The sequence below is a fragment of the Chryseobacterium sp. genome, assembly GCF_008014695.1.
GTDB lineage: Bacteria > Bacteroidota > Bacteroidia > Flavobacteriales > Weeksellaceae > Kaistella.
Window position 1 is genome coordinate 296272 of sequence record NZ_VOXE01000001.1, and the last position, 15578, is coordinate 311849.

The 15578-nt window shown below is 40.4% G+C and carries 18 protein-coding genes; 15 read left to right on the forward strand and 3 right to left on the reverse strand.

All coding sequences use genetic code 11. The annotated features are described in order from the left end of the window. Positions 1–65: 65 nt before the first annotated feature. Both FUA25_RS01410 and FUA25_RS01415 read right to left on the reverse strand, forming a co-directional pair. Entirely contained in the window at positions 66–1403 is a 1338-nt protein-coding gene (locus FUA25_RS01410; protein ID WP_147755111.1) for a dihydrolipoamide acetyltransferase family protein, read from the reverse strand. A 61-nt stretch (positions 1404–1464) separates the two neighbouring features. Continuing rightward, positions 1465–2292, reverse strand: a complete 828-nt coding sequence (locus FUA25_RS01415; protein ID WP_147755112.1) for an S-adenosyl-l-methionine hydroxide adenosyltransferase family protein — start codon at positions 2290–2292, stop codon at positions 1465–1467. 129 nt (positions 2293–2421) lie between these two features. On the opposite strand from FUA25_RS01415, the gene FUA25_RS01420 reads away from it, so the two are divergent. From FUA25_RS01420 to FUA25_RS01440, 5 genes are all read left to right on the forward strand, one after another. After that, positions 2422–3381 (forward strand): PhoH family protein, encoded by a 960-nt coding sequence (locus tag FUA25_RS01420; protein WP_147755113.1) that lies wholly within the window; start codon positions 2422–2424, stop codon positions 3379–3381. Between the two features lie 136 nt (positions 3382–3517). Then, positions 3518–4024 (forward strand): outer membrane protein, encoded by a 507-nt coding sequence (locus FUA25_RS01425; RefSeq protein ID WP_147755114.1) that lies wholly within the window; start codon positions 3518–3520, stop codon positions 4022–4024. A 101-nt stretch (positions 4025–4125) separates the two neighbouring features. Continuing rightward, complete coding sequence (locus tag FUA25_RS01430) at positions 4126–4695, forward strand: DUF3575 domain-containing protein (protein ID WP_147755115.1); 570 nt, start codon at positions 4126–4128, stop codon at positions 4693–4695. 133 nt (positions 4696–4828) lie between these two features. After that, positions 4829–5389 (forward strand): porin family protein, encoded by a 561-nt coding sequence (locus FUA25_RS01435; protein ID WP_147755116.1) that lies wholly within the window; start codon positions 4829–4831, stop codon positions 5387–5389. A 104-nt stretch (positions 5390–5493) separates the two neighbouring features. Continuing rightward, positions 5494–6174, forward strand: a complete 681-nt coding sequence (locus FUA25_RS01440) for a porin family protein (protein WP_147755117.1) — start codon at positions 5494–5496, stop codon at positions 6172–6174. 98 nt (positions 6175–6272) lie between these two features. Here the strand turns inward: FUA25_RS01440 and ffh are convergent, their stop codons facing one another. After that, the gene (gene ffh / locus FUA25_RS01445) at positions 6273–7640 is read right to left on the reverse strand and encodes a signal recognition particle protein (protein ID WP_147755118.1); all 1368 of its coding nucleotides are present in this window, start codon (positions 7638–7640) and stop codon (positions 6273–6275) included. 133 nt (positions 7641–7773) lie between these two features. Here ffh and FUA25_RS01450 point away from each other — a divergent pair, with 133 nt between their 5' ends. The 10 genes from FUA25_RS01450 to FUA25_RS01495 all read left to right on the forward strand — a co-directional run bounded on the left by FUA25_RS01450 (position 7774) and on the right by FUA25_RS01495 (position 15566). Then, a complete protein-coding gene (locus FUA25_RS01450) occupies positions 7774–8100 on the forward strand; it encodes an AtpZ/AtpI family protein (RefSeq protein WP_147755119.1) in 327 nt (108 codons plus the stop codon). Between the two features lie 22 nt (positions 8101–8122). Further along, entirely contained in the window at positions 8123–8515 is a 393-nt protein-coding gene (locus FUA25_RS01455; RefSeq protein WP_147755120.1) for a hypothetical protein, read from the forward strand. 64 nt (positions 8516–8579) lie between these two features. After that, entirely contained in the window at positions 8580–9734 is a 1155-nt protein-coding gene (gene atpB / locus FUA25_RS01460; RefSeq protein WP_147755121.1) for a F0F1 ATP synthase subunit A, read from the forward strand. Positions 9735–9823: 89 nt separating this feature from the next. Further along, positions 9824–10021 (forward strand): ATP synthase F0 subunit C, encoded by a 198-nt coding sequence (gene atpE / locus FUA25_RS01465; RefSeq protein ID WP_027377418.1) that lies wholly within the window; start codon positions 9824–9826, stop codon positions 10019–10021. Positions 10022–10119: 98 nt separating this feature from the next. After that, positions 10120–10617, forward strand: coding sequence for a F0F1 ATP synthase subunit B (gene atpF / locus FUA25_RS01470; RefSeq protein ID WP_147755122.1), 498 nt, complete (start codon positions 10120–10122; stop codon positions 10615–10617). Continuing rightward, complete coding sequence (gene atpH / locus FUA25_RS01475; protein ID WP_147755123.1) at positions 10618–11157, forward strand: ATP synthase F1 subunit delta; 540 nt, start codon at positions 10618–10620, stop codon at positions 11155–11157. It begins immediately after the preceding gene. An 18-nt stretch (positions 11158–11175) separates the two neighbouring features. Beyond that, positions 11176–12753 carry a F0F1 ATP synthase subunit alpha gene (gene atpA / locus FUA25_RS01480; RefSeq protein ID WP_147755124.1) on the forward strand — a complete coding sequence of 526 codons (1578 nt, stop codon included), beginning with the start codon at positions 11176–11178 and terminating at the stop codon, positions 12751–12753. A gap of 82 nt (positions 12754–12835) precedes the next feature. After that, positions 12836–13693 (forward strand): ATP synthase F1 subunit gamma, encoded by an 858-nt coding sequence (atpG, locus tag FUA25_RS01485; RefSeq protein WP_147755125.1) that lies wholly within the window; start codon positions 12836–12838, stop codon positions 13691–13693. 166 nt (positions 13694–13859) lie between these two features. Then, a complete protein-coding gene (locus FUA25_RS01490) occupies positions 13860–15218 on the forward strand; it encodes a hemolysin family protein (protein ID WP_147755126.1) in 1359 nt (452 codons plus the stop codon). Positions 15219–15257: 39 nt separating this feature from the next. Further along, positions 15258–15566, forward strand: coding sequence for an ATP-dependent Clp protease adaptor ClpS (locus tag FUA25_RS01495; protein WP_147755127.1), 309 nt, complete (start codon positions 15258–15260; stop codon positions 15564–15566). The last annotated feature ends 12 nt before the right edge of the window (positions 15567–15578 follow it).

Sequence of the window (15578 nt, forward strand, 5' to 3'; positions counted from 1 at the left end):
GATAAACCAATACATTTCTCAAAACAAAACCTCCGGAATTTCCGGAGGTTCATCATCATTTATTTCTATATTTCGGTATCCAGATCCCAGTTCTGCAGGTAATCGTGAACGTGTTTCAGGAACATTCCACCAAGTGAACCGTCTACCACACGGTGATCGTAAGAATGAGACATGAACATTAAATGGCGGATTGCAATAACGTCGCCGTCTTTTGTCTCCAGAACCGCCGGTTTTTTTACAATGGCACCGACCGCTAAAATAGCAACTTGTGGTTGAGGAATAATTGGTGTTCCCATTAGATTCCCAAAACCACCGACATTCGAAATCGTGTAGGTGGCGCCCTGAGTGTCTTCCGGTCTCAGTTTTTTGTTTCGCGCGCGGTAAGCAAGATCGTTAATCGCTTTAGCAAGTCCGGAAAGGGAAAGTTGGTCGGCATTTTTAATCACCGGAACAATTAAGTTACCGTCCGGAAGGGCCGTTGCCATTCCGATATTGATATTTTTCTTTTTGATGATTTTATCGCCGTCTACAGAAACGTTGATCATCGGGAAATCCTGAATCGCTTTTACAATGGCCTTCACGAAGATCGGCATATAAGTCAGTTTTTCACCTTCGCGTTTTTCGAAAGCATCTTTGTGTTTGGTTCTCCATTTCACAACGTTTGTCACATCAGACTCAATGAACGAAGTTACGTGCGGAGAAGTTCTTTTTGAATTCACCATCGCATCGGCGATGATTTTACGAACGCGGTCCATTTGGATCACTTCGTCGCCCGCGCCAACTGCAATTGGTGCAGAAACCGGTGCCGCAGGTTGCGGAGCTGCAGGAGCAGCTGCCTGAGGAGCTGAAACAGTTTGCTTCGCTTCGCTGGTAACGATACCTCTGTTGGAAACATAAGCCAGGATATCTTCTTTTGTGATTCTACCTTCGATACCGCTTCCTTTGATGGATTTAAGCTCACTTTCGGAAATATTTTCCTGCTGTGCGATATTTTTCACCAATGGCGATAAATACAAATCTCCCGAAAATTCCTGACCAGCTGATGCTACTACGGGTTTTTCAAGTTCTTTTACGTCAGCCTCCGAAAGCTGAGGGATGTCTGTTTTTACCTCTTCGGCAGTTTTTGGTTGTTGAGACTGTTCTGCAACTGCTTCACCTTCACCTCCAACTTCAAGAATGGCAATGGCCTCGCCAATTTTTGCGACATCATCTTTTTGCTTCAGAATTTTGATGATTTTCCCCGAAACCGGTGTCGGAACGTCGGAATCAACTTTATCTGTAGCAATTTCCACAACGGAATCGTCTTCTTTAACCGTATCTCCTTCACTGAACATCCAACTGATAATTGTCGCTTCCATCACGCCTTCACCCATGGAAGGAAGTAGTAATTTATATTCTGCCATTTTTAATTTTTAGATTTTCACAAATATATAAAAAATTGAACATTTTTTGAGAATAGTATAATCAGGCAAATTCCACATAGATTTTTTCACCTACGCTGAGCCCGAAAAGCGATTTAGCGCCGTTGTTAATATTTCCTTTGTAAATCGTAAGTTCTAAAAGATCTGCGTCATTGAAAATTGCTGCAGATTTGCCGTGGGACTCCGGTTCAAGTTTCCAGTCTGTCACCACGTCGGTATACTGGCCGTAAATTTTTGTCAAAGCAAGATTTCTGAATTTTACAATGAAATTTTCAAAGTTCACTCCGTTTTTTTCAAAGAATTTTTTGTGGATGTTGGAAACTACATTCCCGAAATTATCAATAAACATCACTTCGCCGATAATCATATTTTCATTTTCATTGAAAACGGGCCTCGGGAAAGAAAGCTGTTTGGGATTCTTGAATTTCCTTCCGATCACTTCAGGAAGTCCGCCGTTCTGAAGATGAACTGCCGCCGGAGCAAAAATATCGGTGGAGGTAAAACTCACTTCATCATCAAAACGGTTGTTGAGCGTAATTTCGTAAACCGCTTCGGGCTGGATGTCGTAGAAAATAAGACTCAGTACTCCATTGTCTGCTGCGATAAAATAATGGCCGTTGGCTTTGTAAATGATGCTTTTCCTTTCTTTCGTATAAAAACTGTCGACCGATATAATATGAACCGTGTCTTTCGGGAAAAACGAATAGGAATTCCGAACGATATAAGCGGTCTGCAGTAGATTGTATGCCTGTATTTCGTGTGAAATATCGACCAGTCTGATGTCTTCTTTCAGGCTCAGGATCCTGCCTTTCACAGAAGCCACTCTGTGATCTACCAAACCATAATCTGAAGTAAATGTGATAACTGACATTGAAATATAACCGTGAGAGGGCAAATTTAAATTAAAAAAATATTTTCTGCACCATTGCATAAAATTAAACTTGGTATCTGAAATAAAAATTATATTTTTAAAAAATATTCTAAACAAAACAATTAATAGATGTTTGAAGTCAACTATGAAATTTCCGGGATCGACATTAAGACTTTCTACGGAGTGAACAATCAGTTTTTCAATGTGCTGAAATCCAGCTTTCCGACCTTAAAAATTACCGGACGAGACCACTTTGTTTTTGCCATGGGCAACCGCGAAGCTTTAGATATTATGGAGCAGAAGCTGGATGATATCGTCGGGTTTATTTCGAAAAACAATTCCATTACTTTAAAAGATATAGAGAATATACTCAATTTAAAAGATGAAACCGAAAAACAGCTCGTTTTTGATCAGGATATCATTGTTAAAGGCGTGAACGGTAAAGTGATCAAAGCCAAAACCACAAATCTTAAAAAACTGGTAAAAGAGTCCGAGGTTAAGGATATGGTTTTTGCAATTGGTCCTGCGGGAACAGGGAAAACATACACAAGCGTTGCTTTGGCAGCAAGAGCACTCCGCGATAAAGAAGTGAAGAGAATTATACTTACAAGGCCCGCCGTAGAAGCCGGCGAAAGCCTCGGATTTTTACCCGGAGATTTAAAGGAAAAACTCGATCCTTACTTACAACCGCTTTATGATGCGCTTCGGGATATGATCCCGCACGAAAAACTGGAAGGTTATATCGAAAAAAAAGTAATTGAAGTCGCGCCACTGGCTTTTATGCGCGGACGCACACTTGACGAAGCTTTTGTGATTCTGGATGAAGCCCAAAATACGACGCATCTGCAGATGAAAATGTTTCTTACCAGAATGGGAATGAACGCCAAGTTCATCATTACCGGTGATCCGAGTCAGGTAGATTTGCCGCTCCGCCAGAAATCCGGTTTAAAAGAAGCCATGCGTATCCTGAAAGATGTGAAAGAAATCGGATTTGTACATTTAACCGATGAAGATGTGGTACGTCATCCTGTAGTGCGGAAAATCATCAATGCCTATGGAAATGAAGAAAAACGACAGCGCGAAGAGTAGTTGTTCACATATACACTTCAACGAAATATTGTTCTATTTATACTATTAAAAGGGGTTTAACGAATTATTTTTAAAAATTTAGTTAATAATTTGTTAATTAGATTAATAATTTTATATTTGTCGCACAACAATGAATATGAAGAAAATAATAATTTCAGCGGCAGTAATGATTTCTGCAACGTTTTTTGGGCAGCGTGTCCAGAAAGGAGATTTGCAGTTGAATGCGGGTCTGGCTCTGCCTCACCGTTATGCAGAAAATGTAGGTTTGTATGCCGGTTTGGATTATGGTGTATATAAAGATGTAACCGTAGGTATTGAAGCGCGTTTTGGAGATAAAGATTACGACAATGATACCCGTGGCAGATGGCTCGGTGTAGGAGTAAACGGAAACTACCACTTCAATACGCTGATGAGCATACCCGATAACTTTGATTTTTATGCCGGTTTAACAGTGGGATTCAATTCCTTCAATTTCGATCATCCGAACAATCCTAATTACCATGATCCTTACAAGTCGGAACCCGGAGTTTCAGCACAGGTGGGCGGTCGATATTATTTCAGCAATAATTTCGGCATCAATGCTGAAGCCAATGCAGGAGGCGTCTTTAACGGCGGAAAAATAGGGATTTCCTATAAATTTTAAAAACTTTTTACAATTCATCTGCTCTTTTAAAAATGCAATTATAATTGGGCAGTGTATGATAATAACCATAACTGAAAACTTTTTTAACTAAAATATAAAACATGAAAAAATTATTATTGGTGGGTGCTTTGGCACTGTTTGGAGCGGTAAACGCCCAGGAAAATTCAATCAAGGTTAATCCAGCGGCATTGTTAGGAGGTTCTGACCTTATTACCTTCGAACACAAATTGGGAGATAATTTTTCCGGCGTTATCGGCGCTGGTTACGGAGGCTTTAAGTTCGGGAGTAACAAATACACCACTTATGGCGGAGGTTTACAGGGACGTTACTATTTTGATGAGGCCATGACCGGTTTCTATGGTGCCGCAGTGGCAGATTATACAGCAGGAAAAGTGAAAATTGAAAATTCCTTTTCTTTTAGTATGGATCCCTCAATGCCAACTGAAACCCAGTCAGCTGAAGCCGATATCTCAGCAATCGGGGGTGGTTTAAGAGCAGGTTACCAGTGGATTTTTGATTCAGGTATTACATTGGACATCAACTTGGGTGCTTCTTACAAATCTTTCAAATATAAGTGGAACAACGCAGCTGATGAAACTTTTTATGGTGATAACCTTAAAGCAAGCGGAGTTTTACCAACAGGTTCATTAGGAATTGGTTACTCTTTCTAATCAAAGTTCAAATAAAAACACTAAATCCTGCAGCAATGCAGGATTTTTTTATGATAAAAATCATTTCCAAGGTTTTTGTACAATTCATCCTTATTTTTAATTTTGCGCTCGTTTAATTTAAAAAACAATAAACATGAAAAAATTATTTTTAGTAGGTGCTTTGACACTTTTTGGAGCTGTGAACGCTCAGACTTTTGGTTTGAAAGCCGGGGTTAACGTTTCTTCAGTATCAAACTTTGCCCAATCCAAATCTAAAATAGGTTTCAACGGTGGTGTATTTATGAACGCGCCGCTAGCTGCGAGCTTCAGCATTCAGCCTGAAATTATTTACAGCGGAAAAGGAGCAAAGTATGACGGCGTAGTGGAAGTAGACATGAATCTTGATTATATTTCTGTTCCCGTGATGTTCCAGTATAACGCAACTCCTAAATTTTATTTTGAAGCAGGACCGGAATTCAGCTTCTTAATGAGCGGTAAATTAAAAGGAGAAGGTGAAAGTGTTGATCTTAAAGATGATTTGAACTCATTCGATTTTGGTATCGGATTGGGATTAGGATATTTTTTCACCCCTAACTTCGGTATTAACGCAAGATATGTTTCAGGAATTACAGGCATCATCAAAGATAACCCAAATGATGAAGCGTCTAAAAATAACGTATTCCAGATTGGATTAGCGTACAAATTCAGCAAATAATCTGAATTTTATTAAAAATCCCGCTATTACGCGGGATTTTTTTTATTAATTTCTTGTTTTTTAACATTAATTAACAGTATTTTAGCCAATTAAAAATTAAAACTATGAAAAATTTATGGATCGCAGCATCTCTGCTGTTTTGCACTGCAGCTTCTGCACAAACCACTTATGGACTGAAGGCAGGTTATGCCAGTTCTTCATTCGCATCTGATGAAATGAGTGAATTCGAAGGAATCGACATGAATCTGAAATCCCGTTCTGGGTACTATGTAGGTGGGTTTGTAGAACATAAACTTAACGAGAAATTTGCTTTACAGGCAGATGTTCAATATGCGAGTTTAGGTGGAAAAATGACAGGAGGTTATGACGATGGAACTCTAAATTTTACTTTGGACACTGATATTGCCGTAAACCAAATTCTAATTCCGGTCTCAGCGAAGTATTATGTAACCCCTTCGTTCTCGCTTTCGGCAGGACCTTTTGTTGGATTCCGCACTTCTACAAAAGTGGAAATGTCTATTAAAGATACCAATATCCCGGCTGAGTTTATTTCAGAAATCGAAGGTGAGTTTACTGCATTGGAGAATGAAATGGAAAAATCATTGGAGGAGAATATGAAGTCAACCAATTTTGGGGTGCACGTAGGCGGACAATATACCTTCTACAAAGGACTTTTTGCAGAAGCAAGATATAACATCGGCCTAAGCAATTTAGAAGAAAGTTCTGCTTCGGATTCAAAAACAACAATGAGTTATTTGCAGATAGGTTTGGGATATACTTTCTAGTTCCTTGGTTTGAAATGACGAGATTATGTCTCAGAGATTATAAAAAAATCCCGGATCAATTGATTCGGGATTTTTAATTAAGTATAATTTCTCAAATTTTATTTTCCGAAAAGGTTACCGCCCATTCCCGGAACTTTCGGCATTCCTTTGCTCATCATCTCCATCATCTGTTTTCCCTGAGGTCCCTGCATCATTTTCATCATTTTGCCCATCTGTTCAAACTGTTTCATCAGCGCGTTCACGTCTTCAATTTTTCTACCGGCGCCTTTGGCAATCCTGCTTTTTCGCTGGGTATTGATGATCGAAGGTCTTCTTCTTTCATCCGGAGTCATCGAATAAATAATGGCTTCAATATGTTTAAAGGCATCGTCCTGAATGTCCACGTCTTTCATGGCTTTTCCAACTCCGGGAATCATGCCCATCAGATCCTTCATATTTCCCATTTTTTTGATCTGGTTGATCTGTTTCAGGAAATCATCGAAACCGAACTCATTTTTGGCAATTTTTTTATGGAGTTTTTTGGCTTCCTCTTCATCAAACTGTTCCTGAGCTCTTTCAACCAAAGAAACAACATCTCCCATTCCGAGGATCCGGTCTGCCATTCTTTCCGGATAGAAAACGTCCAGCGCTTCCATTTTTTCCCCGGTCGAAATGAATTTAATCGGTTTTTCAACCACCGAACGGATCGTTAAAGCCGCTCCACCTCTTGTATCACCGTCAAGTTTTGTCAAAACAACGCCATCGAAATTCAAAGCCTCGTTGAAGGTTTTTGCAGTATTCACGGCATCCTGACCGGTCATTGAATCGACCACAAAAAGCGTTTCATCGGGTTTGATGAAATAATGAACCGATTTGATCTCATTCATCATCTGCTCATCAATCGCCAAACGTCCGGCTGTATCCACAATCACGACATCGTGGCCGTTTTCTTTTGCGAATTTCACCGCATTTTCAGCGATCGAGGAAGGGTTTAAAGCGCCCTCTTCGGTATAGACAGGAATTCCGGTCTGTTGGCCGAGGATTTTCAGCTGTTCAATTGCGGCCGGTCTGTAAACGTCGCAGGCTACCAGTAAAGGTTTTTTATTTTTTTTCTGTTTTAGATAATTTGCGAGTTTTCCGGAAAAAGTAGTCTTTCCAGAACCCTGAAGTCCCGCGATAAGAATAACGCTCGGTTTTCCCGAAAGATTGATGCCTTCATGCGTTCCGCCCATCAGATCTACCAGTTCGTCGTGAACGATTTTCGTCATGAGCTGTCCCGGCGTCAGACTGGTGAGAACATTCTGTCCCAAAGCTTTATCCTGAACCCTTTTGGTCAAATCTTTCGCCACCTTGTAATTCACATCGGCGTCAACAAGTGCACGGCGGATTTCCTTTACCGTTTCCGCAATATTGATTTCGGTGATTTTCCCGCGCCCTGAGATGTTGTGAAGCGCTTTATCTAACTTATCCTGTAAACTGTTGAACATAATTTTTTAGTAATGATCTGCAAAAATAAGGATTTTTTATTTTTTAAATTCATTTTGTTGTATTTTACTTCATCAGCACCTCAATCATCTTTAATCAAACCTGCAAAAAACATATCTTTGTGAAAATATTAAGATGCCCGAAAAAAACACTGAAGAGCAGGATTTCAGTCAGGAAGACGAAAAAAAGTTTGCGAAAAACGGCCTTCGACAGTACGGCGTGTATTCCGCAATTGTTTTTCAGTTGCTTGCAACGATGGGACTTTCGTTCTGGGGCGGAAAAAAGCTGAACGACTACTTTGAAATCGACAGCAACCTTTTAACCATAGGCATCGGCTTTCTGGGGATGGGACTGGCTTTTTACAGCCTGCTGCGGCAGCTGAAAAAAGTGCAGGGCGAGGACCAACCTGCTTTGCCAAAAAATACAGCCCCAAAAAATGGAGGCTCCGGAACTTCTTCTTAAAAATAAACGCACCGCTATGAAAATGAAAAATACCACCCTTTATATCATCCTTTATTTTGTCATGTTTTTTGTCCACTTTGGGATCTGGCAGATATTGGAAATCGGTTTTGAGACCACTTTTATCAAATATTACCTCTTTCTTACGGTGCTTTTCACGATGGTGATTACCATCCTCTCGCTTATCAAAAAAATCTATCCCACTTACATCGGTTTTGCCTTTATGGGACTGGTCATGTTTAAGCTCATGATCATGTTTCTGATTATGAAAAAGCTTAATTTGAGCGAAGTCCCGAACTATAAGGTTCATTTTATCATTCCTTACCTGATTTCACTGGTCATCGAGACGCTGTATTCGGTGAAACTGATCCAGCGGGAAGATGCCCAAGAAAGCCCAAAAGATGAAAAATATCAGTAAAAATTGATTTTTATATTATGATTATTTGTTCTATTTTTGCAAAACTTTAAAACAAGATATCTCAATGCTGAAAAGAGTAGTACTTCTAATAGGATTTTTATCGACATTTTCTACATCGTTCGCACAGCACGGAACTGCGGTTACTGCTGAGCATGCCAACGGAACAGAAATTTCGGCACCCGTTTCAGAGCAGGAAAAAATTAAAACTGAAAATAAAAGTTTTATCGATCATCACCTTCTTGATGGGCACAGCTTTGATATCATGGTGGCAAAAAATGCCGACGGTACCGAAAAACACATCGGATTTCCGCTTCCTGTGATGTTTTACGATCAAGCCAACGGTTTTCATTCTTTCATGAGTTCTGAATTTCACCACGGTGCAGAAATGAAAGATGCGCATGGTACAAAATATAATGTGATTGAAAGCAAAGGTGCTCATTACGCACTTTACCATGAGAAGATCTTAAAAACTGACGCAAACGGAACACTTCAGCTGAACAAAGACGGTCACGCTGAAAACGAAAAAGTTCTGGACCTTTCCATCACCAAAAGTGTGCTGATGATCATCCTGACAGGATTACTGATGATATGGATCTTCGGTTCCATGGCCAGAAACTATAAAAAATCGCTGGTTCCTACGGGAGCGGGGAAACTCCTCGAACCCTTGGTGCTTTTTGTGAGAGATGAAATTGCAAAGCCGAACATCGGCCCCAAATACAAAAAATACATGGGTTATTTGTTAACCGTATTTTTCTTTATCCTTTTCCTGAATATTTTCGGATTGATGCCCTTCGGAATTAATGTGACCGGAAACATCGCCATTACCCTTGCGCTGGCCACAATCACCTTTTTTGTGACCCAGTTTACAGCAAATAAAAATTACTGGCAGCACATTTTCTGGATGCCGGGATTGCCTTGGCCAATGAAGATCGTCATGATGCCTATTGAAATTATCGGGGTATTCATCAAGCCTTTTTCCCTCCTTATCCGTTTGTTTGCAAACATGTCGGCAGGGCACATCATCATCATGAGCTTAATTGCACTCATCTATTATTTCCAGAATGTGATCGCTGGAGTGGCTTTCCCATTCCTGACCTTCGTTCTGTATTTACTGGAAGTGCTGGTCGCGTTTTTACAGGCGTATATCTTCACCATGCTTTCAGCAGTATATTTTGGAATGGCGAATGAGGAACATCACCACGAAGAAGCTCATCATTAATTGAGAGCCAAGTAGAAAGAGCTAAGTAAAAAGAAACAAGTTCAAGTTGAACTTCATTAAACAGAACTAATTTTTTAAAATTATATATTATGCAAGAAATGCCAAAAATCATCGGTGCAGGTTTAGTAGTAATCGGAACAGGAATCGGTATCGGTAAAATCGGTGCTGCTGCCTTGGAAGGTATGGCTAGACAACCAGAACAAGCTGGTAAACTTCAAACGGCGATGTTGATCGCTGCAGCCCTTGTAGAAGGAGTTGCTTTTGCTGCATTGTTTGCAGTAAACTAAGAAGCTGCAAAACAATATCACTTGCCGGGAACGGTTGGTTACGGCAGGTGATTTTTTAAAAAATTAAAAATTAATTACAATATTTTATTATAACTCTTATGGGATTATTAGAAAATTTTTCATCAGGTTTATTCATCATTCAGACGGTGATCTTTTTGGTCTTGCTTTTTGTTCTGAGAAAGTTCGCCTGGAAGCCGATCATGGATGCTGTTAACGAGAGAGAAGTAACCATCGTTGATTCCCTGAATCAGGCCAAACTTGCTAAGCAGGAAGTTTTAAACCTGAAAGCCGAAAATGAGAATATTATCCGTGAAGCGAAAGTAGAGCGCGATAATATCCTGAAAGAAGCACGGGAAATCAAGGACAGAATTGTTGGTGAAGCGAAAGATCTTGCAAAAGTTGAAGGCGACAAAATGATTGCGCAGGCAAGACAGGCCATTCAGGCTGAAAAATCTGCTGCAATGTCCGATATTAAAAACCAAATCGGTTCTTTGTCGGTAAGCATCGCAGAATCCATCCTGAGACAGAAGCTTGATAACGACGGTGCTCAAAATGCTTTGGTAGAGAATATTCTTAACAAATCTAATTTGAACTAAATGCTTACAAGTAAAGTAGCAAAAAGATACGCGCAGGGTCTGCTTAATTTCACTCAGGAATCCGGGAAAACCGATTCTGTGTACAGTGAAATGGCTGATATTGTGAAAACCATTGAAAAATCCAAGGAACTGCAGAATTTTTTCGCTTCCCCGGTAATCGATACAAAGAAGAAGATCAGCATCGCGATGGAGATCTTTAGAAGCTTTTCACCCATAGCTCAGAACATGATCCAGTTGGTCATCAAACAGGGTCGCGAAAGCCAAATGCAGAATATTGCTCAGGAATTCATCAATAAAGTGGAGGATATTAACGGGGTTCAGCGAATCACCTTAACTTCCGCATCATCACTGTCTGAAGGAAATATCCAGAATATTCTGAAATCTTCTTCCCTGGTGAACCACGACAATAAATTTGACGTGAAAACCATCATCAACCCTAAAATTTTAGGAGGATATGTTTTAAGAGTCGGTGACCAGCAGATTGATGCTTCGGTACGGTCCAAACTGACGCAGCTTAAAAAAGAATTTCAATTAAATTAAGACAAAAACAACCATAAAATGGCAGAAATAAATCCGGCAGAAGTATCTGCAATCCTTAAACAACAGTTAGCCAATTTCGACACGCAGTCAAATGTAGAAGAAGTGGGAACTGTTTTAACCATCGGTGATGGTATCGCTCTAGTATACGGTTTGGAAAATGTTCAGTACGGTGAATTGGTAAAATTCGAAGGCGGTATTGAAGGAATCGTTTTGAATCTTGCAGAGGACAACGTTGGTGTTGCACTTCTTGGAGAATCCAAACTGGTAAAAGAAGGTGATACAGTAAACAGAACCAACCGAATTTCCTCGATCAAAGTTGGGGAAGGAATGTTGGGTAGAGTAGTGGATACCTTGGGTAACCCTATCGACGGTAAAGGACCGATTGCAGGTGAACTTTTTGAAATGCCTTTGGAAAGAAAAGCGCCGGGAGTAATTTTCCGTCAGCCGGTAAACGAACCGCTTCAAACGGGTATCGTTGCCATCGATTCCATGATTCCTGTTGGAAGAGGACAGAGAGAGTTGATCATTGGTGACCGTCAGACCGGTAAAACTACGGTTGCGATTGATACGATTCTGAACCAAAGAGAATTTTATGATGCAGGCGAGCCTGTATTCTGTATATACGTTGCAGTTGGGCAAAAAGCTTCCACTGTGGCACAAATTGTAAAAACACTTGAAGATAAAGGAGCTTTGGCATATACCGTTGTGGTAGCTGCTAACGCTTCCGACCCGACTCCAATGCAGGTGTACGCGCCAATGGCGGGAGCTTCAATCGGAGAATTTTTCCGTGACACAGGCAGACCGGCTTTGATCATTTATGATGATTTATCAAAACAGGCGGTTGCTTACCGTGAACTTTCTCTTTTGTTGAGAAGACCACCGGGCCGTGAAGCGTATCCAGGAGACGTTTTCTATCTTCACTCCAGATTGTTGGAGAGAGCTGCAAAAGTGATCAAAGATGACACGATTGCATCTCAGATGAATGATTTACCGGATTCTTTAAGACCAATTGTAAAAGGGGGCGGTTCTTTAACTGCGCTTCCAATTATCGAAACTCAGGCAGGTGACGTTTCTGCTTATATCCCAACGAACGTAATTTCTATTACCGACGGACAGATTTTCCTTGAAACAGATTTGTTTAACTCCGGAGTACGTCCTGCCATCAACGTAGGTATTTCTGTATCCAGAGTTGGAGGTAACGCTCAGATTAAATCCATGAAAAAAGTTTCAGGAACGCTTAAGCTTGATCAGGCTCAGTACAAGGAACTAGAAGCATTTGCTAAATTCGGTTCTGACCTTGATGCTACAACACTTGGCGTAATTTCTAAAGGGGAAAGAAACGTAGAAATTTTGAAGCAGCCGGTAAATTCACCGCTTCCTGTAGATTCTCAGGTGGCTATGATTTACGCAGGAACTGAAAATCTTTTGAGAACCATCCCGATCAGAAATGTAAAAGCTTTCCAGAAGGAATACGTGGAGTTTTTAAGATCAAAGCATCCTGATACAATGGCAGCCATCAAATCCGGAAAGATTGATGACCAGATTACAGGAGTTCTGAAGCAGGCCGCTACAGAATTGGCTTCTAAATACAACTAAGATGATATTTGAAAGGTTTGATGTGCTTTTTAAGGCACATCAGACCATCAGATTTTTAAACCAAAATAAAACCATTTAATTAATGGCAAATTTAAAGGAAATACGGGGACGGATTACATCTATCTCTTCCACAATGCAGATTACGAGTGCGATGAAAATGGTTTCGGCAGCGAAACTCAAAAAAGCGCAGGATGCAATTGTGATGTTGAGACCTTATTCCGAAAAACTGCAGGAAATTATAGAGAATGTAAGTTCATCTACTGATCTGGAGGGGGTTTCGACCTTCACCGCCGAAAGGGAGATAAAGAAAGTCCTGTACATTGTGGTGACTTCAAACCGTGGTCTTGCAGGTGCTTTTAACTCGTCCGTAATCAAGGAACTCAATACTTTGATCGGGAACTCCCAGCATGAAGTTGAAATCTTGACGGTGGGTAAAAAAGTGTACGACTCTGTAAGAAAATCCAGAACAGTTTACGACAACCAGAGCGCGATTTTCGATGCGATGAGTTTCGAAACAGTTTCAAATTTCACTGAAAATCTGATGAAGGATTACAGAGAAGGGAAATTCGACAGGGTGTATGTGGTGTATAATAAATTCATCAACGCTGCAACGCAAGAAGTGAAAACTGAACAGGTTTTACCGATCGCACTGCCCGAAACGGCCACTACGGTAAACACCGATTATATTTTCGAGCCGAACGCGGCAGAAATTCTGAATGTATTGATTCCGAAATCCATCAAGACCCAAGTGTATAAATCGATTCTTGATTCTGTTGCATCTGAGCACGGAGCAAGAATGACGGCCATGCACAAAGCGACCGATAATGCTGAAGCGTTAAGAAGTGATCTGAAAATATTTTATAATAAAGCACGTCAGGCAGCGATTACGAACGAAATTTTAGAAATTGTAGGTGGAGCGGAAGCCCTCAAGAATTCTTAATTATTTTAAAAATACAATACAAAACACCGGTTTATCCGGTGTTTTTTTGTTGCATTAACTGTTACCATATTTATTAATTTTTGCCAATTCTGTTTTCAGTCTTATGCTTATCATATTGTAATTATTTAATTTTATATATCTTTGCAGCAATATATTCAAACTCTAAATGGACTCTGACATAGTCAAGCTTTTATTAGCAATTCTCCTCGTATTACTCAATGGTTTTTTCGTAGCCGCAGAATTCTCAATTGTTAAAGTCCGTTATTCGCAGATCCAGATCAAAGCCGCTGAAGGAAACGCCATGGCGAAACAGGCGGAACACATCATCAAACATCTTGATGAGTACCTTTCAGCTACGCAGCTCGGGATTACTTTAGCTTCTCTTGCCTTAGGGTGGGTGGGTGAAAGTGCCATGCATCATGTCATTGAAAATACTTTCCACTATTTAAATATTACCATTGACCCGGCTACCGTAACCACCATCTCCCTTGTGATCAGTTTTCTGTTGATTACGGTGATGCACATTGTGTTCGGGGAATTGATTCCTAAATCAATCGCAATCAGGAAAGCGGAAGCCACTACAATGGCCATTGCAATGCCGTTAAGGGTTTTTTATACCGTTTTCAAGCCTTTTATCTGGGCAATGAACCAGATGTCAAGTGCTGTTCTGCGTCTGATGAAAATTCATCCGGCCTCAGAACATGAAATTCATTCTACTGAAGAGCTTCAGCTCTTGGTGAAACAGTCGGCTGATTCTGGAGAAATCGAGGAAGAAAACTACGAGATCATTAAAAACGCTTTCGATTTTACAGATCATTCAGCCAAACAGATTATGGTTCCGCGACAGAATATCGCTTCCATCGATTTCGACAGTGATATCGAAGAGATTATTGGTAAGATTATGGACAGTGGTTATTCCAGGATTCCTGTTTTCCAGGGTTCTATTGATAACATTATCGGAATTTTTTACGCCAAGGAAATTATCAGAGAATACATCAAGCGGAAAGGTGCAATTACCCACGAAGTTTTAAAAGAACTGATGCGGGAAGCCTTTTTTGTGGTCGGGAGCAAGAAAATTTCAGACCTGCTGAAGGTTTTTCAGCAGAAAAAACAGCATTTGGCCGTTGTGATCGATGAATTTGGCGGTACCGAAGGAATCGTAACTCTTGAAGATATTCTGGAAGAACTTGTTGGCGAAATTCAGGATGAAGAAGATGACGAAGAGAAGATCGTTGACAAAGTAGGCGAGAATGTTTTCTGGGTGCAGGCTACTCAGCCGCTCGATGAAATCAATGAACATTTGCCTAAAAAATTCACGCTGTCTGAAGAAAGTGAATACAACACGCTTGCAGGATACATTCTGCATGAACTGGAAGATATTCCGGAAGAAAACCAGGAATTTGTCATCAACAACTATCATGTGAAAATTCTGAAAATGCAGAACAAAAGCGTTGACCTGGTTGAGCTGGTGTACGAAGAATCCAATATTATCGATGACCTGAGCGAAGAGATCAGCGAACTTTAACCCAGATCCGGAAACGGATATGCTAAAAGATTGAATCAGATGATCAACAATATTTACAATTCAAGAAATTACGAAAAACCACAGCGGGAATATGAAGAAGATGTCGCCCTCCTCGAAAAGGAAGACGACGTTTACAAACTGGTGCTGTGGAACGATGACGTTAATACTTTCGACGATGTCATTTCAGCTCTGATCGAAATTTGTGGGCATACCCTGGAACAGGCTGAACAGTGTACCTTGCTCGTCCACTACAAAGGCAAATGCACGGTAAAAACCGGTTCCCTCGAACTTCTGAAACCCATGCACGAAAAACTGATCGCGCGCAGTTTAACAAGCGAGATCGTATAAAAAAAGACGCAA